Consider the following 23,034-nt stretch of genomic DNA (forward strand, 5'->3'; position numbering starts at 1 on the left):
GTGATTTTTTGGATCTATCGCGTGCTGTGGTGGCTATTACTGCCGCCCATTGCACTCTACCGCTTCTATAAAGATTGGCGCTCACCGCTTGGGCGTCACTCTTTTAAGGCACGTTTTGCCCTTGGTGAGATTCCCAAGGCCGATATTTTGATCCACGCCGTCTCCCTTGGGGAAGTGCGAGCGGTAACGCCTTTTGTTCACCGCCTACTTGAAACCTATCCTGATAAAAAAATCCTCTTTACCGCCACAACCTTAACGGGTAGTCGCCAAATTAAAGAGAGTTTTGGGGACCGGGTTCTCCATACCTTTTTACCGCTTGATGGCGGTGCGATGACGCGCCGATTTTTGAAAAAAGTCGCCCCTAGGGTGATCTTAATCATGGAGACGGAGATTTGGCCCAATCTGTTCCATCAAGCAAAAGTCCTCAATATCCCACTTTTTATTATTAGCGCGTGCCTCTCGGATCGCTCCTTTTATCGTTATCAAAAAATTCCTAAAACCATTGGCTCGCTCTTAAGTCAGACATATGTTCTAGCGCAAACCGATGACGATGTGGCGCGTTTTAAAGCACTTGGGGTAAAGTCTGCCCAAAAAATGGGCAATATTAAGTATGAGATGCGCGTGCCGGGTAAAGCGATGGAGGCGGTGAAAACTTTAACCTCGATTAAGGGCTCTGCGCTTTTTTGGATTGTGGCGAGTACTCACGAGGGGGAAGAGGCGGGAATTTTAACGGCGTTTTGTCAATTAAAAGCGCAATTTCCGGAGCTAAAATTGCTCCTTGCGCCTCGTCATCCCGAGCGCTTTAAAGAGGTTGAAAACCTAATTAAAAATGCCGATTTACGTTATCTAAAACGCTCTGAAACGGCATTAAATGAATTTCATACCGATACCGATCTTTGGCTGATTGACACCATCGGTGAGCTATTGACCTTTTATGCGATATCGGATATTACTACTGTGGCAGGTAGTTTTGTGCCCATTGGTGGGCATAATATCTTAGAACCGGCCTATTTTGGCAAGCCCATAATTGTCGGTCCTTTCATGCATGAAAATAGTGAAATCTTTGAGCTTTTTAAGGCGAATAATGCCATTGTATCCTGCGACTATCCGGAGCTCGCAAACGTCATTAAAGAGCTGATTGAACACCCCAAAAAGAGAGAAATATTGGGGCAAAATGCGCATCGCACTATGATGGAAAATCAAGGCGCGAGCGACACCATTTTACATGTAATCGAACCTTTTATAGATTAGGTAAAGGGCGATTCGACGCGAATTGTCCACACTTAATCGGCATTAGTCTAAATCCTTGGAGGAGGAAATATGAGTACTGATTTAAGTAGTAGAATTCGCCACAAAGACTTTGTGGAAAAAGTGGTCTCAGCGGAAGAAGCTGCATCATGGATTGAAGATGGCATGACCTTAGGGATGAGTGGTTTCACACTGTTTGGTGAGCCAAAAGTATTCCCACAAGCGCTCTCAGAAAGAGGCAAGAAAGAGACATTTAAAGTAAACCTCTTTACCGGCGCATCGCTTGGCCCAGCGGCGGACCAGTCTATGGCCGAAGCGGATATCTTAAATCTTAGACTCCCCTATCAAAGTAACCGCGTTTTACGTAAAAAAATTAACGATGGTGAAATCAAATATATCGACCAACATCTTTCATATACCGCAGAAGCGCTTCGCCAAGGCAGCCTTGGCAAGATCGATTATGCCGTAATTGAAGCGACAGCGATCACTGAAGAGGGTGAAATTATCCCAACAGGATCGGTCGGTAACTCGCCTATCTATGTTGATATGGCCGAACACGTAATTATTGAATTGAACTTAACGGCGCCAAAAGAGTACGAAGGCATTCACGATATCTACGTACCGGGCCCGCAAGGTGAAAATACGCGTCAAGAAATTCCGGTCTATGAGATCGGTAAACGCATCGGCACGAAAGGGATCAAAGTAGATCCGGCTAAAGTGCGCGGTATCGTAATTTCAGAAGAGCCCGACATTCCATCACCGCTTTTTGAACCGAATGAAGAGACCCAAGCGATTGCGGATAATCTTCTCTCGTTCTTTGAGCGTGAAGTGGAAGAAGGACGCTTAACTGAGAGCTTGGCACCGCTTCAATCGGGCGTTGGATCGGTTGCTAATGCGGTATTAAGTGGCATGGCGAAATCGAAATTTAAAGATATCGTGGTGGCTTCTGAAGTGCTTCAAGATGGTATTTTCGACCTTATTGACGCAGGCGTAGTTAAATTTGCAGCAGCAACGGCATTATCTCTCTCAAAACGCCGTGTTGAGAGCTTAGCAGAAGACTTAAAACGCTATCAAGATAAGATCATTTTCCGCCCACAAGAAGTGAGTAACCACCCAGAGGTAATCCGCCGTTTAGGGGTGATCTCATTCAATACCGCGCTTGAAGTGGACATCTACGGAAACGTCAACTCAACGCATGTAAGCGGCACGCATATGATGAACGGTATCGGCGGTTCGGGCGACTTTGCTCGTAACGCTCGTATCACCATTTTCGTCACGCAATCCACGGCAAAAGATGGCGCGATTTCAGCGATCGTTCCCTTTGTAACGCACGTTGACCATACCAATCATGACGTGGATGTGATTGTTACTGAGCAAGGCTATGCAGATATTCGCGGTCTTTGCCCTGTGGAAGCGGCGGAAGTGATCATCGAAAACTGTATGCATCCGAAGTTTAAAAAGCAAGCTCGCGACTACTTTGAAGAAGCGAAAGCACGCGGGGGCAACACACCTCACGTATTAGAAAAAGCGTTCTCATGGCACTTAAACCTTAAAGAAAAAGGTACGATGCTATTAGACTAAGCGTCTTGATGCTAGGAAATCACACTAGATTGTAGACAATTGTAGAAATCAGAGAGGAGGCCGATCGGTCTCCTTTTTTTATGCGCCATTAAAATAGAGAATTTTAAAAAAGCGCCCTTTGGAGGCAAACAAGAGAGAAACAGGAAGCAGAAAAAAGATTGCTTTTTAAGCGTATTTAATTATATAGTGGGATAATTCAACGGTTCATTTGAGAGCGATTAAGCCTTGATTTAAATTAAGAAAAAGAAATAAAATGAAGGCTAAGCGCATCGATTAGTGATCGATAAACGCACTCGCAATCCTTTGAATCGGCGATTTACATTGAATCTATTTTCAGTATGATCGGCTTTAATAAGCGCTCCTCTCGGCAAAATTGAGAGCGCGCGATTAATAACAATAATCATAAACAAAGACTATTAAAAATAGTTGTATCATTAGAGGAGATAATAATGAGTACTGATCTTAATAACCGAATTCGTCATCCAGAGCTGGCTAAAAAAATTGTATCCGCAGAAGAGGCCGCTTCTTGGATTGAAAATGGCATGACGCTCGGGATGAGTGGATTTACGCTCTATGGTGAGCCCAAAGTATTCCCACAAGCACTTGCAAAACGTGCAGACGGCGATAAATTTAAAGTCAATATTTTTACTGGTGCATCGCTTGGACCAACGGCCGATGGGGTGATGGCGGAAGCGGGCATTATTAATCTGCGTCTTCCATATCAAGCAAACCCGAGCCTGCGTAAAAAAATCAATTCAGGCGAAATTAAATACATTGACCAACATCTTTCATATACCGCAGAAACTGTTCGTCAAGGGACGCTCGGTAAGATCGATTACGCGATTATTGAAGCGGCGGCGATCACTGAAGATGGGCTGATTATTCCCACAGGATCGGTGGGGAACTCGCCGATTTATGTAGAAAAAGCGGACTATGTGATTGTGGAATTAAACACGAGTGCACCAAAAGAGTATGAAGGTGTTCACGATATTATGGTGATGCCAGATCAAGGCTCGGAGCGCCAGGCGATTCCAATTTACGATATCAGCAATAAACATATCGGTGAGAAGGGTATTCGCGTGAGCCCCGATAAGATTAAAGGGATTATTCTCTCAGAAGAACCCGATATTCCATCACCACTTTTCGAGCCCAATGAAGAGACCCAAGCGATTGCCGATAATCTCCTCTCATTTTTAGAAAAAGAGGTAGAAGATGGCCGCTTAACGGAGAGCTTAGCGCCATTACAATCAGGCGTTGGGTCGGTGGCCAATGCAGTATTAAGTGGCATGACGAAATCGAAATTTAAAGATTTGGTTGTCGCCTCTGAAGTATTGCAAGATGGGATTTTTGACCTGATTGACGCAGGTGTTGTGAAATTTGCGGTGGCTACTGCGCTATCTCTTTCTGAGCGCCGCGTTGCAACGCTTGCTAATGATCTTGCGAAATATCAAAACAGCATTATGTTTAGACCGCAAGAGATCACCAACAATCCAGAAATTATCCGCCGTCTTGGGGTAATTGCCTTTAATACAGCGCTTGAAGTGGATATCTACGGAAACGTCAACTCAACGCATGTCAGCGGTACCCATATGATGAACGGAATTGGTGGCTCGGGTGACTTTGCTCGTAACGCGCGCATCACCATTTTTGTTACGCAATCGACGGCAAAAAATGGCGCGATCTCAACGATTGTTCCTTTCGTGACCCACGTTGACCATACTAATCACGATGTTGATGTAATCGTCACCGAGCAAGGGTATGCGGACATTCGCGGTCTCTGCCCACGAGAAGCGGCTGAGAAAATTATCGAAAACTGTATGCATCCAACCTTTAAGCAACAAGCCCGTGATTACTATGAGGAAGCGAAAGCGACCCGTAGTGGTAATACGCCTCACGTGTTAGAGAAAGCCTTCTCATGGCACGTGAATCTTGCCCAAAAAGGCACGATGTTACTCGATTAATGGATGGTCGATTAATCGATCCAGATTAAATAGAGTTAGACGTATTAGATTAAGCTGAAGCAGAGAAATCCTCGCTTCAGCTTTTTTATGTTTGCGTTTTACATAAAGAGATAATAAGACAAAAAACGAAGGCAAAAAAAGAGCGTAACTCCGGAGATTACGCTCTAATTGTTCGTGTGCATTGTTATTGTTCTTATCTGCACGCCTCCTTGGTTGCAACGGTTTCATTGCAGGTGTTTATGAGGCCCATTAGCGGATAACGGGCTGTGCAAGTTGGAAATTAGAGATATCTTCTTCCAGTGGCGTATTTTGATTGCGCGCACGACGTGCTGCATAGAAAAATAGCACCACTAAAACTGCAGTAATCACCGCTGCTAGGATTTGAGAAATATCCGCCGGCAATCCAAAGCCGATCGGCATATTGAGAATATAGGTAGTCACCGCCATCAACATAAATGTCCCCGGAAGGAGCGCAATCCAGTAATTACGGCGATCAATATAGAGGTACATCGCGCCAATAAAGAGGGCAATTACCGCGGTTGATTGGTTTGCCCATGAGAAATAGCGCCATAAAAGAGTGAAGTCGATCTGCAATAACACCGCTGAAATCGCAAACATTGGAAGCGCAATCCAGAGGCGACTTGTCATTTTTTTCTGGGGGATTTTAAAATAATCTGCCACAATCATGCGCGCACTTCTAAAGGCGGTATCGCCGGAGGTGATGGGGAGAATGATCACACCTAAAATCGCAATCGTGCCGCCGACAGCGCCAAGCATCGTGGTCGCCACTTTACTCACAACCACCGCAGGCCCGCCGTTGGCTAAAATATCATTTAACTCTTGGCCGTGGAAAAGACTCATGCCCGCCGCCGCCCAAATCATCGCGATAACCCCTTCAGCAATCATCATGCCGTAGAAAATTTTTCGCCCCTCGCCTTCAGATTCGGTAGTGCGTGAAATAATCGGCGATTGAGTGGCGTGGAAACCTGAAAGCGCCCCGCATGAAATGGTTAAAAAGAGAAGTGGGAAGATGGCAACGCCACCAGGATGCATATTTTCTAAGGTTAATTCAGGAATTGGCGCGCCTTTTACAATAAGACCAATGCCTACGCCAAGGGCGCTTAATACCAATAAAATCCCAAAGAACGGATAGAATCGGCCGATAATTTTATCAATCGGGAGCAGTGTCGCTAAAACGTAGTACGCGAAAATCACCGAGACTAAAATTACGAGCGCCACTTTACCGCTCATTAAATTGTAAAGAAGATCTGCCGGGGCTGACACAAATACCGTCCCCACAAGGACTAAAAGCAGAAGCGAAAACGCATTGACGATATGTTTCATAAAGGAGCCAAAGAAGCGCTCGGCAAGCTCGGGAATATGGGCACCACGATTCCGGATGGAGATCATACCGGTTAAATAATCATGCACTGCGCCCGCGAAAATGGCTCCAAAGACAATCCATAAAAAGGCAACAGGACCATAGAGCGCCCCCATAATTGGGCCAAAAATAGGGCCGACACCGGCGATATTTAGTAGCTGAATTAACGCATTTTTACGCGTATTCATCGGGACATAGTCCACGCCATCACTATTGACAAATGCGGGCGTTGGGCGCTTTTCCTTTACCCCAAACACTCGTTCGACATATTTACCATAAGTAAAATAGCCAACAATTAATAAAACGATACCGCCAAGAAAGGTAATCATTAAGGCCTCCAATTGCATGAGAATTTTTATTGTTAGAATCACACATTGCGCCCGATAATTGGCGCGTTAATTTCACTATAGCAAAGGTGTATGATGATTTAACGGCAGATAAATAGTATATCTATTATGCATTTTTGTTATAGGTCATCGCTGAGATAATCATGGATGATTATGCAGATAAAATGCAAAGAAGGGTAAAGACTTAAGGGTATTTTAAGAAGATTATCAACCGTTTTGAGTAAAGTTTGGTCATTAATATCTCACTGATTTTCTAATTAGTTGTTTTATTTGGCGGATAAATAACATACGTCATATGATTTTATGTTCTACGGTATTAATTTTATATTTCATACGCTATGATGACGCATTAAATTAATGATTATTAAACAAAGGATAGATTATGGTTCGTATGTTTGCACGTTTTATGATGATTTTCACGGTGGCATTTACAGTAATGGCGTGTGGCGCTGATGATAAGCCGGTTAAAGTGGCGAAAGATTACTTCACTCAAATTGAAAAAGGCAATATCGATGGCATGTTTGATCTAATGGATATGTCCGATGTATCGCAAGAAGAGCTTAACATGATCAAGCCAAAATTTGAGATGATGGCAACAGAGATGGCGAATGAATTCAAAAAACAAGGCGGCGTAAAAGCGATGACTTTTGGCGAAGCGGAATATAACGACGATAAAACCATGGCAAAAGTGCGCGTAACGGCAAAAGATGCGAGCGGTGGTGACGATATCGTTGATATGATCAGCCTTAAAAAAGTGAATGGTAAATGGAAAATTTCGCAATAATCATCGCTGAGTAACCGATATTTAAAGAGAGGGAGAATGCTCCCTTTTCTTTTGTCCTAAAATTCTCAAACACCAGAAAAAATCTATGAAACGTCTTCTCGCCTCTATTTTTATCTCTTTAATAATATTATTAACGCCGTTAGGAAAAGCGGTCAGTGCGCCTTTTTATGATCTTTTAGAAGAGGGCGATTTTATTTTCAGAGAAGGGACGGAGTTTGTGAGCGATGTGGTGCGCTCCCTTGATAATGATCTTTATAGCCACGTGGGCATGGTGACTTATGAGGATGGGGCTTGGAAGGTGATTCATGCAACGCCCGATGAGATTGGTGATGGGTTTTCCGGCGTTGTGATCGATTCCATTGAGTTCTTTTTAGCAAAAGAGCGGAGTGATCATTTTGCGATTTATCGTGTTAAAAATGAAGGTGTGATCGCCCAAAGTGCCACACAATTTGCACGGCTTCAGCAAGGCGTACCATTTCATTATAATGTGGCTCAAGGAACCTATTGCACGCGCCTCATTTATGATGCCTACCAGGCGGCAGATCTTGATTTAGAGGTGGAATTTTCCTCCATTCGAGCGCCGATGGTAAGCGGTGATTATCTTTTTCCAAGCCAATTGCGCGGCTCTAAAAAAATTGAACTCATTTACCAAGGGCGCTACACCGATTTAGAGGATCATTAGTGATCGCTAAATGACCAAATCAACTAAGTCACCAGATCATTCATTACCAACACTTTACGCCGGATTGTTTTTGGGCATAATCGTGACATTGTCATGGGGTTTGAAGAGATTTTCTTCCGGCGATTTGAGCGACACATGACTAAAGGGCATTGACCATCCTTCTTGCTGCGCGCAGCGTAAACATGCCTCTTGCACTAAACGTCCCACCTGATAATAATAACCCGCTGCCGAGCCTTTCATCGAAATAATGATGGTATAAACCAGCGAAACCCCTTCATTAATTTTACGAAATTCCACACTAATTGAATTGTATTGATCATGAATATCGGTACCCTGTAAAAAAGTCTCCACAGCGGTATGGATTTTTTCAAAGACCACATCGACAGGGATTGAAAAGTGCTGATACGCGAGCCCAAAATCAACGACGGTATAGTAACCAAGCGAGAGATTTTTCGGTTTGGCGGCAATAAAATCCGCGGTTGGGTAGATAATATGGCTATTAAAGGATTCCAAATAGACTGCTTCTGGTGTTTGGCGTAGCACTTCCACAAAGGTGCCATCGGACATCATAAAGCTCTCACCAACGCGAGAGGGGAACCAGATCTCATCCATTTCAACGGGGCGTGAGGTAAGGGTTGCAAGCTCTGGTAGCATCAAACGAATGCGGCCATTATCTAAAAGTGGGTTGACTAAATAGGCGCTATAGAGATTAATTTTTTCCACTTTCCACGGAATACCACGATAAATAACGCGCTCTCCTTGGCGGGCTGCCCCTAAGTTTAAAAAGAGGCGAAGCTCTGAGAAATAGCGGGGCACATAGTTACGAAAGCCAAATAGAATCGCCATCAAAATTAAGATCGCAAGGCCAAATAGCACCATATCGCCCATCGAATGGAGTACCACTAAAAAAGCAAATAGCGATAAAATAACGGCAAATAGACGATAGGCAAGAAGCAGTAAACGCCATTTGAGATTGACTTTACGGGTATACCCATTCCGTTCACGACGCGCAATGAGCAGATCCATTGATTTCGTTAAAAGATATAAAATCCCAAAAAAGGTGGAAAACGCGGTAAATAGAATGAGGCCACGACCAGTTAAAAACTCCCACGCGCCAATTTTTAATTTTTCCCAAAAGGTGTAGTCATCTTCGAGCGCATTGAGACTCGTTGTATAGGTCTCTTGTTGGCGTTTTAGATCGCGGTGGTAGCTGGCCCAATTTTTCCCGAGTTCCGTGATGCGATTTTGCGCCGTTTTACTCAATTTATCGGCGGGAACGGTCTCAAGATATTGCAGCCCTTTTTCGAGCTCAGCAATTTTTTCATTAAGCGTTGTGAGATTGCGCGTTAATTTATCCCGTTCACGCGTCGTTTTCGTCATGCGCTGCACTTCGGCAAATACCGGCTGCACGATTTGAAGTAACTCATTTTGCCAATCATAACTATCGTCATCAGAGACGGTGCTGAGCGCAAAGTGAGCGGGATCGATGCCGCCAAGAGAGAGCCGTTCAAAGGCGCGGCGAGCCTCGGTTAGTTGGAGTTCTAGATGCTCAATTCGCTGTGAAATAGCACTTTCACTCTCTTCAGTTGTGGCGGATTTTAGCTCTTTTTGGAGCTCTTTAATGCGCGAATTTAACTCTAAAATTGTCGCTTCAGTCTCTTCAAACGCATCGCAACAATTGGGCTCTGCCACCTTTTCAGTGGGTTTTTGCGTAGTCTCAGCCAGATTTGCATCGGCTTGAGTTACCCCATCATTGGCGTAAACCGATGAAAAAGATGCGATAAGTGATAAAAACAAGAGGCATAAAATGGGACTTTGTAAACGCGCCTTAAGACGAGCGAGAGAGATCACCATAGATGAGGACTCCTTAACACAGCGATAATACCAATCGATATAAGATCAATTGGTGGGGTTAAAAAGAGTCCATGCTATCAAATTGAGCGGTTAAAAAGATTAAAGAAGCGTAAATTATTACGGTGCGCGGTCCGATTTGCTCGGGAAAAGCGCTAAAAAACCAATATAAAGAAGTGGGAGAGCACCTGAAATAAGGACAATGCCTCCCCATGACAGACTTTCCCAAATGGGCGCGAAGAGCGTACTTCCGACAGCAGCGCCAATGTAGTAGGCGACAAAATAGAGGCTCGATGCCGTTCCGCGAAATTCGGTGGCGTGTTCGTTTACAAGCGCAGCCGCAAGTGAGTGAGCGGCGATCATTCCAAAACTGACAAAACAAAGGCCGATCATCACAATCCAAATGCTGGGAATGCCGGTGAGTAGCGTACCAAAGGCTAATATCCCAAGGGCGAAAAAGAGAATGATTTTTAACTGAATGCGATTGGCAAGAAAGCCTGCAATCGGCGCGCTTGGAACACCGCAAATAAGCGCTAAATAGAGCGATCCAATCGCTGCAACCGAGAGATAAAAGGGAGACCCTTCAAGATAAAAGGGCAGATAGGTCCAGACGGCAGAGTAGGTCATCTGAATCATAAATCCGATGCCAAAATAGCGCAGTAAGGTGTTATTTTTTAGATGGAAGGCAAAGCCTTTTAGATTCTCTTTAAATGAGCCCTGCGTTGCGCGGAAAAAGCGAGATTTTGGCAGAATAAACGTAATGAGCAGTGACACCACGGCGCCTGCCGTTCCCAAAATAAAAAAGGCCGTTTGCCAAGAATAATGATCGGTAATTATTCCCGTTGCAATCCGCCCAAGCATGCCACCAAAGGCGTTTGCTGCGATATAGATCGATACCGCAATTTTTAGGTCGCGTTTGGCGATCTCTTCACCCATATAGGCAAGGGCGGATGCAGGAAGCGCTGCCACCGCAAAGCCTTGGATAAAGCGCAAAATGATAATTAAAGTAAAGGAGTGGGTCATCGGGATGAGTAAAAAAGTGATGACCGATAGGAACAGGGAACCGAGCACAAATGAACGCCTACCATAGCGATCGGTCAACATGCCAAGGACATTTAGCCCAATAATGAGTCCGATAATACTAAACGACATCGTGAGGCTTACAACGGTGATTGAGACCTCAAATTCGCGCGCAAGCACCGGTAAAATTGGTTGAAGCGGGTAAAGAAATGCAAAGATAAAAATGGAGGCGAGACCAAGACTGATCGAGATCTTCCAGAACTCGGGGTCTTTGAGAGTATAGGGCGTTGGCATGGTGGTGATTTTTATTCTTATATAATGAGATATTTCTATCTATCACCATATTACAACTTTACAAAAAATCAAGTATCTTAGCTTGATTTTTAGCAGGTTAAATTGGGATTTTAGCACCTTATCGAGGGTAAGCGATTCTTTTCGATATGGAATTTAAAAACCACGCCGAAACGTGGTTTGTGTGTCAATAGAGTGAAAATGTATCTATTTATGAGATGCATCGTCTTGCTTGGGGAGCCAAAAGCGAGAGAAGAGGCGTCCCCATCGGCTTAATGTATGATCAAGTTCGGTTACTGAATTAAAGTCGGTATAGATACTCTCATTATCTTCATTTAATAGATTACGCCCAAAATGTTGCGCTTCAAGCGGAAATCCAGCGTAGTTTAATATAGTAACGCCTTCATCAAACGCAAGGCCGGGCTTATCGATGGTGCGATTATCCATTTTTTCAAAATCAACCACAATAAAGGTATTAGTACGATTGGGAATGTTGAGCAGCACTGAGGTGATTTTTCCGGCTGGAAAGAGGTGGTCGGAGGCGATGACCAGTAGGGTATCATCTGCGCTTTCATGGTGTTTAAGATATTGATAAAAATCCTCAATAATGCCATCTAAACAGTGTAAAACGCGTGGCATCACATATTTATAGCGATCATAATGAACGTCTTGACAGCGAAGCGCATCGACATGTCCATCTTCAAAGTGTGTATCAAGGGTATTGATGACCATAAAATAGGGCGCCTCTTGTTGGCTCAATTCATCGACTTTTTCCTTCATAAAGGCAAACAGATCATAATCGTGCATTCCACCATTCCAACTATCGAGCACATATTGATGATTGTGAAGCGCATTCATGCGGGGATAATCATAAATCTCCTCGGGGGAGAAACCATGTTGCGTATAGAAAATCCCTTTATTGGTAAATGTTTGCAGATATCCTGTTAAAAAGAGGTTGTGATAACCATTCTCTTTTAGCATATCGCCCATGCAAATCCCGTTGGGGAGAAAAGTATTCCGTTTATTGCGCTCGTGGCCGGTGTTACGGTTGATAAGTGGAATGGCGCACTGAGAGGCGACGGTTCCGGTAATCGTATTGGAGGTGATATTGAGCTGTTTAATATTGGTAAATTCAAGATGATTATCGGCAATGCGTTTTAAATTGGGCATAAGCTCAGGGAAATATTCATCGTTGGCATAAAATTGGCGCTCAACGCCTTCTAAAAACAGATAGATAATATTTTTCTTTTTGGCGCCTTCAGGAAGGAGATATTCCGCCTTTTGTGGACGTTTGTCATAGGCATCAAACTGGGCAATCTCGGCATCACTTGGCTGGCTATAATAGAGTGTCCCCACGGTGCGAAGATTCATCGAAAGGGGGTGAAATATCAGCGTCGGAATGAGTCCTAATAAAAGCCAAGGGGAATAAGTTTTTTTCGGTGTATACGGCAAAATAAAACGAAGGGTAACCCAGTAACTCAACAGGGCACCACCGATTAAACCGCCACTAAAAATCATCAGCGGATAGAAATCATTTAAGCGATTAATCTCGCCAAAACCCATCGCTAAATGATAGAGAATCATCTCATTGATGCCACCGCCCACAAAGAAAAAGAGCAGGTAACTAATGAGAAACAGAATAAGTAAAATCGCCGGTACCAAGGAGGCAAGGCGAAGCACCCATTTTGGGGTGTGTTGAGTGCGCACCGCCGTTAAAATAATGAGTGCAGTTCCAAGCGGAACCAGTAGCGTGGTGTAGATATTAAAAAATTGATCCATAATCAGTTAGCCGTTTTATACCTTCATTGAGCATTTTCGTGATGATCCTTGAGCGGTTACATCTGATATTGCAATTTAAATTGTAAAACATTGTGGAACTCAAGTTTCAGCGCCTCGAACGTTTCATCTTCTGGGTAGAAAAATTGTGTTTCGCTCAATTGAATGATGCAGGAGCCAAAGTCTGTTTCGTACCGCATAATCATGGGGACGCCACGGGGAACCGGCGACCAGACCTCTTCTCCGGTGGGGCTTCGGCGGATTAGACGCTGTTCGGGTACCTCTGTGGGTAGAGTTGCCATCAGGCGTTTGACAAGATCAAGATCGATCGGCACTAGATTTTTAATCGAGAGAAATTGGGCTCGTTCATAGCGCATCATATCGAGTGTATGCAGCGAAACCGGGCGGATGCTCATGCGATTATTATAATCATCCCACACAAGGCCCCCGCGTAAAAAGAGAATTTCATCGACTTTAAGATTGCCGGCAAAGCGCTCAATCATCTCGTCAAACAGGCGAATCTCCATGCGATTAAAGCGATCGTCCAGGGTGACAAAGGTCATCTTGTTGCCCGCCTTGCTATAAGTGGTGCGCAGATCGGTAATCAGCCCCGCGGTGATGCTCGAATCATCGTTATTGTTATAGCGTTTGTAGGTGGGCTCCGGCATATTCATAATGGCGCTGATGGAGTTGGTGATGATTTGGTCGATCTCCGTTTGATATTGATCGATCGGGTGCGCGGTTAAGAAAAATCCGAGCGTCGCTTTTTCCATCTGCAAGAGCTCAAATTCACTTAGCGGCGTCGCGGGTTGCAACTCATGTTGCACCGCTTCGGCAGGGCCTGCATCAAAAAGTCCAAAGAGATCATCTTGGCCACTGGCGAGGTTTTTATGATGTTGATCGGCAAGTTTAAGTGCCTCCGGCAGCGTTTCAAAAAGTTGCGCACGATAGGCGGCGCGATCGAGCACCGTTTCGAGAGATTCATCAAAGCAATCAAGGGCACCGGCGCGAATTAAGATCTCAATGGCGCGTTTATTGGTTCTTGAGAGATCGATGCGGCGGCAAAAATCAAATAGATCTTGGTAAGGCCCATTTTTATCGCGCTCTGCGGTTAATTGCTCCGCGGCCGCTTTCCCGTAACCTTTAAGCGCCCCTAAACCATAGATAATCTCATTTTGACGATTGACGGTAAATTGATAGTAGGACTCATTGACATTCGGGCGACGAATCGGAATCTCCATCGCCATACACTCTTCAATAAAGATCACCACTTTATCGGTGTGATCGAGGTCAGAGGAGAGTACGGCGGCCATAAATTCCGCAGGATAATGATGTTTTAAATAGGCCGTTTGATAGGAAAGCAGGGCGTAGGCGGCGGAGTGAGATTTGTTAAATCCGTAGCCGGCGAATTTTTCCATCAGATCAAAAAGGTGTCCCGCTTTTTCTTTATCAAAGCCAAGCTCATCGGCCCCTTTCATAAAGAGAATGCGCTGTTTCTCCATCTCTTCAGGGAGCTTTTTACCCATAGCACGACGCAGCAAGTCCGCGCCACCGAGGCTATAATTCCCGATGATTTGCGAGATCTGCATAACCTGTTCTTGGTAAACAATCACCCCGTAGGTTGGTTTCAGCACCGGCTCAAGTTCATCAAAAGGATAATCCACATCGGCAAGCCCGTGTTTTCGGTTGATAAAGTCCTCAACCATGCCCGATTCAAGCGGGCCAGGACGGAAAAGTGCCACAAGTGCGACAATGTCCTCAAACGTATCGGGCTGCATGCGGCGAAGCAGGTCCTTCATCCCGCGGGATTCAAGCTGGAAGACGGCGGTGGTTTGGCACGCTTTTAGAAGATCAAAGGTGGGTTTATCATCGAGCGGAATGGCTTGAATATCGATGGTTTTATCGCGGTTATATTCGATATTTTTGAGCGCCCAATCGATAATGGTGAGCGTTCGCAGCCCTAAGAAGTCAAATTTAACGAGGCCCGCCGATTCAATATCATCTTTATCATATTGCGTTACAAGCGCGGCGGATCCTTCCTCGCAATAGAGGGGGGAAAAGTCGGTGAGTTTGGTTGGGGCGATCACAACACCGCCGGCGTGCCGTCCGACCGATTTGGTTAAGCCTTCGAGCTGCTTTGCAAAATCGATGAGGATTTTAACCTCTTCATCTTGGTGATAGAGATCGTGGAGTTCAGGCTCTTGCATCATCGCTTTTTCAAGAGTAATGCCAAGCTCAAAAGGGATCAGTTTTGCGATATTATCCACAAATCCATAAGGATGGCCAAGCGCGCGCCCAACATCCCGAACCACCGCTTTTGCCGCCATCGTCCCGTGGGTTGCAATCTGCGAAACCGCCTCGCGCCCATAGGTATTGGCCACATATTCAATAACGCGGTCACGACCTTCCATACAAAAGTCTACGTCAAAGTCCGGCATCGAGACCCGTTCGGGGTTTAAAAAGCGCTCAAAGAGAAGGTCATAGGGTAGTGGGTCAAGATCGGTAATTTTTAGTGCCCACGCCACAAGAGAGCCCGCTCCCGAACCTCGTCCGGGCCCGACGGGGATGGCGTTATCTTTGGCCCATTGAATAAAGTCTGCAACGATCAGGAAGTAGCCGGGAAAGCCCATATTAATAATGACGTTGAGCTCCGTATCGAGCCGTTCCCAATATTTTTTATGGCTGTCGCGCGTCTCTTTACCGATGCGCTCCTCAAGGCCTACTTCCGATTTATGGCGGAAATACTCATCCATCGTCATTCCCTCAGGAATGGGGAAGTTCGGCAATTGCGGCACGCCTAGGGTAAGTTTTACGTTACAGCGTTTTGAGATCTCGACGGAGTTTTTAAGCGCTTCGGGAAGATCGGCAAAGAGCGCCTCCATCTCCTCGGGAGAACGTAAATATTGCTCTTTAGTGTAGTTTTTAGGGCGATTCGGATCGCTCAATACATGGCCCGATTGAATGCAGGAGCGCACCTCATGAGCCTCAAAGTCTGATGACTCCATAAAACGCACTTCATTATGCGCCACTAACGGGAGATTTTGCGCTTTTGCAAAGGGAATTGCCGCTTGAATAAAACGTTCATCATCTTCTGAGTTGGTTCGTTTGACACCAATATAGAGGCGATTATCGCTAAAGGGCTTAAAGAGCCCTTGAAGGGTGTGAAACGCCGCTTCTTCCGAGAGATTTAAGAGGGCATGCCCAAGGTGACTCTCTTTCGATAAAATCACAATCAGTCCTTCGTGATACTCATTTAACCACTCAGGCTTAATGTGCGGAACGCCTCGAATTTGTCCTTCGCGGTAGCCTTTACTTAAAATCTCGGCAAGATTGAGATAACCATCGTGATTTTGCGCAAGAAGTGTAATTTTTCCAACCCGATCATCTTCTTCGGTAACAAGCAGTGCATCGGCTCCAAAGATCGGCTTAATGCCATTTTTAAGCGCCTCTTTATAAAACTTGATTGCGCCAAATTCATTGCCTAAATCGGTGAGTGCCACCGCCGTTGCCCCTTGTTCTTTAAGCCGAGCAAAGAGAGGTTTAATCCGGATAATCCCGTCAGAAATGGAAAATTCAGTATGTAAATTTAGATGAACAAAGCTCATAGACGCGCCGTTACAATTGGGTAAATAAGGGATGGAATAAAAGATGAAATTGTATCACAAAAGGGGGATTTACAGGGAGGGAAAGCGGGCATTCTTTAATCGACTTCGTGGATGATTAAGTCTCGTTTAGAAGGAAAATCAGGCGATTACAAGGATGGAGTGAATCCTTGACCGCTCGCATTAGATGGTGCGTTTTAATTGATATATAAATTTATATAATATCGTTTGATAAATATAAAACACCTGCTATACTACTCTCACATTCCTTGATTGTGATCTAATCAAAGAGATATATCGAAGACCATAATTTGAATAACGAATTAGGAGTAACAGCAATGGCTGACTATAAAGCATTAGCAAAGCAGGTAAAAGAAGAACGTAGATTTTTAATGAATGAGTGCCAAGAAGTCGGTAAAGCGATGTATGGCCTTCATATGGCGGCGGTGAAAGACGGCGCACTAGAGAAAAAAACGAAAGAATTAATTGCGCTTGGCATTGCTATCAGTAAACAGTGTGAAGGATGCATTGTCGCGCACGTAGAATCGCTTTTAGCGATGGGCGCAACGCTTGAAGAGATCGCGGAAGTGGTCGACGTTGCGGTTCTAATGGGCGGAGGCCCTGCGGTTACTTATGGTGGTAAAGCCATTGAGATCGCAAAACAGCTCAGTGCATAATTTAATGTAATCCACATTAGAAAATGCAGTAACATCTTTTCGATTGCTAAATCTTTTAGTACTTTGACCCAATCTCGTAGGTTGGGTCTTTTCTGCGTTTTTCGGGGTAAATCCTCGGTGGATAATGGCATTAAAAATCGCATCAAACAAGGGCAAATCAAAAGGCTTGGACAGAGGCCCCTAAGTTCGATTATGATAGCGTAAGTGCATTAATATAATAATAAACGAGCGATCATAAAAGAGAGGAGTCTATGACCAAGTTGCCGACTGATTTAGCCCTTTTTAATTACCTTTATCGTGAATATGAAGCCCCATTTCGCGACTTTGATACTAAATCGCGTCCGACTAAAATGTATGTCCCGATCGATTTAACGAAAACGGCGACGCATTTTCATCTCGATCCTGATCTCATCTACGCACGCTTTCTCTACTATTTGGAAGAAAAATATAGCATTAAACGGGAGCGCGGACCGGGGGTATCGCTCTTTTTAGAGATGAATGGTTCGCTTTGTGTCAATTATCCCTATCTTTCCGCGATTGTGGCCGATCTTCGGGTGGGCTTTCGTAAAGAGCTCTTTATTCTCTCTGCGTCACTCGTGGCGGTTGCGATCTCCATCATTGCGCTCTTAATTTCCGTGGTGAAGTAGTGTTAAGCGCGTAAGAGAGGAATCGTTCATCAAAGAACTCCCTCCAAGGTGATGGTCAAGTTGGAGGGATTGTTCTCATTCATGAGTGATTTATGGATTAGATTGTATCGATTAATCCTGATTCCATGCTTTCGGTATTATAAAGCCATCGTAAAGAGGCTCGGAATGAATATAATCACGAAACTCATCAGATTCGTAGGCCTCTTTCAGCGCCTTCGCCCATTCGGTATCAAGGTCCTCACCGCGGATTGAGACAATCACCACATGTTCTTCAGGCGTTGCCTCAAGTGCCAATCCATCGCTCATTTTTAAGCCCGCATTAGCGATATAATTCCCATTAACAATGGCAAAGTCCACATCGTCTAACGTTCGTAAACTCTGCGCCGGATCGATCTCTAAAATCGAGAGCGTATAATTCCCCGGCAGAATCGATTTTGCACTGAATGTAGCAATCTCGGCATTTTCATCAATGGTAATCCAGCCAAGGGATTCCAGCAGGCGAGCGGCGCGTTCACCATTAACGGGATCATTTGGAATTGTCACCGTCATTCCATCTTTCACCACATCAAGAGACGAATGGCGCGTTGAGCGGAGCGATTGGGGCGCGCTGGCCGTATCGGCGAGCTTTACCATATTCATTTTTAAAATGGGGTTGATACTCTCCATATAGGCGCGACTCTGGAAGACGGTGGCATCAATGGTGCCCTCCTTCATCGACGGATTAAGCTGGTTATTTTGCGACACCACGCGTACTTTCACCTTAAATCCCTTCGCTTCGAGAATCGGGCGAATCCCCTTCTCAAATTGATCCACATAGGTGGACGGGCCAAAACCAATGGTGATGGTTTTTGCCGCATCAGTATCGCCTTTATCGCCACAGCTACTCAAAAATAACATCGATAAGAGCGTAAGTGCGATAAGAAGTGGTCGTTTTAACATTGAATGAATTAAGGGCATCATATAAACCTCCTTGTTTTATAGATTATCTGGATTGGATTGATTGGATCTGTCAGTTTGGTTAGACTCTTTCTGCCATGCTTTCGGGTAGATAAACCCATCAAAGAGCTCATCGGAGCGAATATAGGCTTCAAATGCGTCCGATTCATAGGCCGCTTTTAGATCATGTGCCCACGGTTTATCTTGATTGACGGCGCGAATCGCCACTTTCACAAGGTGTTCGGGCGGGGAATCTTCAATCACAAGGCCATCACTAATTTTATCCCCTTGATTGGCCACATAATTTCCATTAATAATGGCAAAATCAAGGTCGGCGAGCGCGCGGGGCAATTGGGCGGAATCCATTAACACGAGTTTAAGCGCATACTTTTTCGGGGTGACGGAATTGATGTGAAAGGTGGCAATCTCTAAATCTGGCGGAATTTCAACCCAATCGAGATCTTCTAAAATGCGCACAGCCCGCTCAAGGTTCACCGGGTCATTCGGGAGGCCAACGCTCATCCCATCTTGAATTGCATCAAGGGTTTGGTGCTTTAAAGAACGGAGCGATTGCGGTGCGCTTGGCGTGTCGGCCCAGACGATCATATCAGCATCAAGGCGGCGATTCATCTCGATCATATTGGCGGTACTAATATGGACCGAGGCATCGATTGCACCCTCTTTTAGCGCGGCGGGAATCATCGAGTTTTGCGAGAAGGTTTTCGTCTCAACACGATATCCTTGCGCTTCCAAGATCGGTTTTACGCCATTTTCAAATTGATTGATATAGGTGGAAGGCCCAAAACCGACGGTGATGGTGCTCTGGGGAAGAGTGCTCGGTGTTGTGTTCTGTTGGGGAGATTCTTCACTATTGCCGCAACTCGTTAATAGCATTAATCCGGCGCCAAGAAGGGGAATCATCAGCGGGTGGAAAAAGTGCCACATTCGAGAGGGCGTGGCATCGGGGTCGATCGGTCCGGTTGGACGGGTCATAGCATTAGATAACATAGTGATCTCCTTTAGGGTAGTTAAGTTTGTTATCACGATGTGAATTGAGTGCGGATTTTGCAAGACTAATGAGAACGGCATCTTCCATCGGCGGATTATGAAGTCCTGCGCGAACGTCACGATAGTAGCGCTGTAAGGGATTATTCGCTTGAAGGGAACGGGCGCCCACAAGACGCATCGCAAGATCGACAATTTCAAGGGCATTTTCTACTACAGCAACTTTGACTGCCGCAAGCTCATCGCCTAACGACGCTCGTGTTTCTTGGTCACTTTCGTCCCAGTTACGGGCAACGCCATAGAGAAAATGATCGTTTTGCAATATTTTAAGGCGTATCGCACCGAGCTTTTGTTGCACCGCTGGGAATTGGGCAATGGTGCCACTTGCAATGCTGTTGGGCGCGTAGGTATTGGCAAAATTGAGCGCATAATCAAAGGCAGCAATGCTGATGCCGTGATAGACCGCCGGAATATGCAGTAGCCAGCCACGGGGGGATTTGTTACCCGGCTCAAGATCGTAGAGATAAGCATTTTCAGGAAGCGAAACGTGATCGAGCACAAGATCGTGACTGCCGGTTGCGCGCATAGCAACGGAATTCCACGTCTCATCAATGGATAGGCCGGAGTACTCACGTTTGACTAAGAAGTTTGCTACCCGATCGCTCCCGGTAATGGAGGCACTCACCACAAAATAATTCAGCACGGGTGAGAGTGTGGTAAAGGTTTTTCGCCCATTAATTATCCAGCCGGTTTCGGTTTTCGTTGCGGTGGTTTCAGGTTTACCACCGCGGGTTGGGCTACCTGTTGCAGGTTCTGAGGCAGCATTATTAATGAGCGCCCCATTTGTTTGCACATCGCTTGCAAATTCTTTAAAAAGCTCGGGCGACCACTCATCTGTTTGGCCTAAATTTTGCGTGATGCCCATATGCCAGCCGATCGCAAGGGCGGTTGAGCCATCCATCTCCGCTAAGGTTTGTTGCATTTTTAGCAGTTCAACGAGCGAAATATCGAGCCCGCCATGGGTTTTTGGAAGGACAATCGCCGGATAATCGATGGCGCGTAGGTCGGCAATATTATTAAAAGGGAAGCTGTTTTCCTCATCGTGCTCTGCTGCGCGATCGCGAAAGGGGCGCGCTGTTTTACGAAGAAGCGCTAAGCGTTCATGAGGGGTAGAGAGGTGTAATAAACTCATACTAGATCCTTTAGTTGTGATGTTTTTTGGTGTAATTAATATGCAATGAGAGATTAAAAGAAGGGGGAAATCTGCGCTTTTTTTCGCTTACTAGGGATTTTAAGACGAATAGAGCCACAGATGCCCCCTAATGGAGTGATCCGTTAATCGATAAATAGGTAAAGTCGGAAGGTCGGAAAATCAGGTGAGTTGAAGGCTTTAGATTTATGCTCTGACTCGGCGGGCCCAGAGATTTCCGAGTGATTGAATGCCTTGCACTAAGATCACAAGGGCAATCACGGTGTAGAGCATCGCCGCACCATCAAAGCGTTGATAGCCGTAGTTGAGCGCCAAATCGCCAATGCCGCCAGCGCCCACCGCTCCAGCCATCGCGGTTGCGCCAATAAGGCCGATCGTTGCGGTGGTGAAGTTTAAAATTAGCGAGGCTTTCGCTTCCGGTAAGATAAAGCGCCAGACAATCTCAAAGGTGGTCGCTCCCATCGAATCGGCCGCTTCAATAATTCCATCGTCCACTTCTAATAGCGAGCTCTCAACGAGTCGTCCGATAAAGGGTGCAATATAGATGGTTAATGGCACAATGGCAGCGCTAGTTCCGATCGAGGTACCTACCACAAAGCGGGTAAAGGGAATGATCGCGACGAGTAAAATAATAAAGGGGAGTGAGCGCACGAGGTTCACCACTGGATTGAGTAGCCCATACAGCGTGCGATTGGGTTTAATGCCATCGGGGCGAGTTAAAACAAGCGTAATCCCGATGAGTGATCCAAGTAACGCGCCAAGTGTGAGGGCGACGGCAACCATGATAAAGGTCTCTTCGCCGGCTTGAATAAATTGTTCCAGAGTAACTTGTGTTTTGAAAAAGCTGTTCATGCGATGGTCTCCCCGTGTTGATTTAGTTGTTGATTCTGATCCTGATTTTGATGGTGATGAATGGTCTCGGCGTTTAATCGGCTTAAAGTGACGCGAACGCCACGCTCTTCTAAAAAGCGAATGCCTTCTTCAATATCGTCGTTATTGCCTTTAAGCTGGACAAACATGCCCCCGATCACCGATCCATCGATCTCGATCATATTGGCAAAAAGGATATTAACGATGACTTTTCCTTGAAGCATCAGCTCATTGATAACAGGCGTATGCGCTGAATTACCTAAGAACTCAAAGCGATAGATATGATTGGGCAGATCGTCCTCAAGATTGGCAAGCACGCGAAGGGGAATCTCCTCTTCAATCACCGTATTGATAAATTTGCGGGTAATGGGGGCTTGCGGATTTTGGAAAATCTCGAGCGTCGGGCCCGTTTCAACGATATGGCCTTTCTCCATGACGGCAATGCGATTACAGAGATATTCGACCACTTCCATCTGGTGGGTAACCATCATGATGGTAATACCTTGTTCGCGATTGATCTTTTTGAGAAGGTCCAAAATCGCCAGCGTCGTTTGCGGGTCAAGGGCGGAGGTGGCTTCATCACAAAGCAGAATATGGGGATTGTTAACGAGCGCCCGGGCAATGCCGACACGCTGTTTTTGCCCACCGGAGAGTTCTCGCGGGTAGGCGTTCTTTTTATCAGGAATCTCGACAAACTCTAATAACTCGGTCACTTTCGCATCGATCTCTTGATTGGAAAATTGCTTATGGCCTAAGCGAAGAGGAATCGCGATATTTTCCGCAACGGTTTTTGATTCAAGCAGATTAAAATGCTGAAAAATCATGCCGATGCGTTTTTTAGCATCACGAAGTTGTTTCGGGGAGTAGTCATTGAGTGCGTGACCATCGATGATCACATCGCCAGAGGTTGGCGTTTCAAGTGCGTTAACTAGGCGGATGAGTGTGCTTTTTCCTGCGCCACTGTAGCCGATAACGCCGAAGATATCACCTTTTGAGATGGTGAGGTTAATGGGGTGAAGTGCGGTGGTGGTTGTGTTGTTTTTGACGTATTGTTTCGTTACATTTCTAAATTCAATCATCGGGTATGTCTCTTATATAAGGCGGATTATCAGGAATAGTTTGGGTATAAGAATTCATTGCGCAGCAGCACATCGAACAACAACAC

General features: G+C 45.4%; 17 protein-coding genes. 7 read left to right on the forward strand and 10 right to left on the reverse strand.

The genetic code is table 11. The features are described 5' to 3' along the window. Positions 1-21: 21 nt before the first annotated feature. The 3 genes from OXI21_RS07965 (at position 22) to OXI21_RS07975 (ending at position 4,790) form a co-directional block, all read left to right on the forward strand. Positions 22-1,251, forward strand: a complete 1,230-nt coding sequence (locus tag OXI21_RS07965; RefSeq protein ID WP_279619036.1) for a 3-deoxy-D-manno-octulosonic acid transferase — start codon at positions 22-24, stop codon at positions 1,249-1,251. A gap of 69 nt (positions 1,252-1,320) precedes the next feature. Beyond that, positions 1,321-2,829, forward strand: a complete 1,509-nt coding sequence (locus tag OXI21_RS07970; RefSeq protein ID WP_279619037.1) for a succinate CoA transferase — start codon at positions 1,321-1,323, stop codon at positions 2,827-2,829. Between the two features lie 449 nt (positions 2,830-3,278). Continuing rightward, positions 3,279-4,790 carry a succinate CoA transferase gene (locus tag OXI21_RS07975; protein ID WP_279619038.1) on the forward strand — a complete coding sequence of 504 codons (1,512 nt, stop codon included), beginning with the start codon at positions 3,279-3,281 and terminating at the stop codon, positions 4,788-4,790. Between the two features lie 249 nt (positions 4,791-5,039). Here the strand turns inward: OXI21_RS07975 and OXI21_RS07980 are convergent, their stop codons facing one another. Then, positions 5,040-6,500, reverse strand: coding sequence for a carbon starvation CstA family protein (locus OXI21_RS07980; protein ID WP_279619039.1), 1,461 nt, complete (start codon positions 6,498-6,500; stop codon positions 5,040-5,042). 400 nt (positions 6,501-6,900) lie between these two features. Between OXI21_RS07980 and OXI21_RS07985 the strand changes: the two genes are divergently transcribed. Then, complete coding sequence (locus OXI21_RS07985; protein ID WP_279619040.1) at positions 6,901-7,302, forward strand: DUF4878 domain-containing protein; 402 nt, start codon at positions 6,901-6,903, stop codon at positions 7,300-7,302. Positions 7,303-7,387: 85 nt separating this feature from the next. Beyond that, positions 7,388-7,984 carry a YiiX/YebB-like N1pC/P60 family cysteine hydrolase gene (locus OXI21_RS07990; protein ID WP_279619041.1) on the forward strand — a complete coding sequence of 199 codons (597 nt, stop codon included), beginning with the start codon at positions 7,388-7,390 and terminating at the stop codon, positions 7,982-7,984. A 54-nt stretch (positions 7,985-8,038) separates the two neighbouring features. Here OXI21_RS07990 and OXI21_RS07995 read toward each other — a convergent pair whose 3' ends face one another. The 4 genes from OXI21_RS07995 to dnaE form a co-directional block, all read right to left on the reverse strand. Beyond that, on the reverse strand, positions 8,039-9,838 hold the full coding sequence (locus OXI21_RS07995) for a hypothetical protein (protein ID WP_279619042.1): 1,800 nt from the start codon (positions 9,836-9,838) through the stop codon (positions 8,039-8,041). A 117-nt stretch (positions 9,839-9,955) separates the two neighbouring features. Then, on the reverse strand, positions 9,956-11,149 hold the full coding sequence (locus OXI21_RS08000; RefSeq protein WP_279619043.1) for an MFS transporter: 1,194 nt from the start codon (positions 11,147-11,149) through the stop codon (positions 9,956-9,958). A gap of 204 nt (positions 11,150-11,353) precedes the next feature. Then, complete coding sequence (locus OXI21_RS08005) at positions 11,354-12,925, reverse strand: sulfatase-like hydrolase/transferase (protein WP_279619044.1); 1,572 nt, start codon at positions 12,923-12,925, stop codon at positions 11,354-11,356. A gap of 56 nt (positions 12,926-12,981) precedes the next feature. Continuing rightward, positions 12,982-16,527, reverse strand: a complete 3,546-nt coding sequence (gene dnaE, locus OXI21_RS08010; protein ID WP_279619045.1) for a DNA polymerase III subunit alpha — start codon at positions 16,525-16,527, stop codon at positions 12,982-12,984. A 335-nt stretch (positions 16,528-16,862) separates the two neighbouring features. Here dnaE and OXI21_RS08015 point away from each other — a divergent pair, with 335 nt between their 5' ends. Next, positions 16,863-17,201: a carboxymuconolactone decarboxylase family protein gene (locus OXI21_RS08015; RefSeq protein ID WP_279619046.1), complete on the forward strand. Its 339-nt coding sequence runs from the start codon at positions 16,863-16,865 to the stop codon at positions 17,199-17,201. 251 nt (positions 17,202-17,452) lie between these two features. Further along, positions 17,453-17,848, forward strand: coding sequence for a hypothetical protein (locus OXI21_RS08020; RefSeq protein ID WP_279619047.1), 396 nt, complete (start codon positions 17,453-17,455; stop codon positions 17,846-17,848). Positions 17,849-17,959: 111 nt separating this feature from the next. On the opposite strand, the gene OXI21_RS08025 is transcribed toward OXI21_RS08020, so the two are convergent. The 5 genes from OXI21_RS08025 to OXI21_RS08045 form a co-directional block, all read right to left on the reverse strand. After that, on the reverse strand, positions 17,960-18,808 hold the full coding sequence (locus OXI21_RS08025) for a MetQ/NlpA family ABC transporter substrate-binding protein (protein WP_279619048.1): 849 nt from the start codon (positions 18,806-18,808) through the stop codon (positions 17,960-17,962). Between the two features lie 15 nt (positions 18,809-18,823). Further along, positions 18,824-19,792 (reverse strand): MetQ/NlpA family ABC transporter substrate-binding protein, encoded by a 969-nt coding sequence (locus OXI21_RS08030; RefSeq protein WP_279619049.1) that lies wholly within the window; start codon positions 19,790-19,792, stop codon positions 18,824-18,826. Further along, entirely contained in the window at positions 19,782-20,981 is a 1,200-nt protein-coding gene (locus tag OXI21_RS08035) for an acyl-CoA dehydrogenase (protein ID WP_279619050.1), read from the reverse strand. Before OXI21_RS08035 ends, OXI21_RS08030 begins: the two co-directional genes overlap by 11 nt. 204 nt (positions 20,982-21,185) lie before the next feature. Next, positions 21,186-21,851: an ABC transporter permease gene (locus tag OXI21_RS08040; RefSeq protein WP_279619051.1), complete on the reverse strand. Its 666-nt coding sequence runs from the start codon at positions 21,849-21,851 to the stop codon at positions 21,186-21,188. After that, on the reverse strand, positions 21,848-22,948 hold the full coding sequence (locus tag OXI21_RS08045; RefSeq protein ID WP_279619052.1) for an ATP-binding cassette domain-containing protein: 1,101 nt from the start codon (positions 22,946-22,948) through the stop codon (positions 21,848-21,850). Before OXI21_RS08045 ends, OXI21_RS08040 begins: the two co-directional genes overlap by 4 nt. Positions 22,949-23,034 lie beyond the last annotated feature (86 nt).

The organism is Ignatzschineria sp. RMDPL8A (assembly GCF_029815055.1).
GTDB lineage: Bacteria > Pseudomonadota > Gammaproteobacteria > Cardiobacteriales > Wohlfahrtiimonadaceae > CALZBJ01.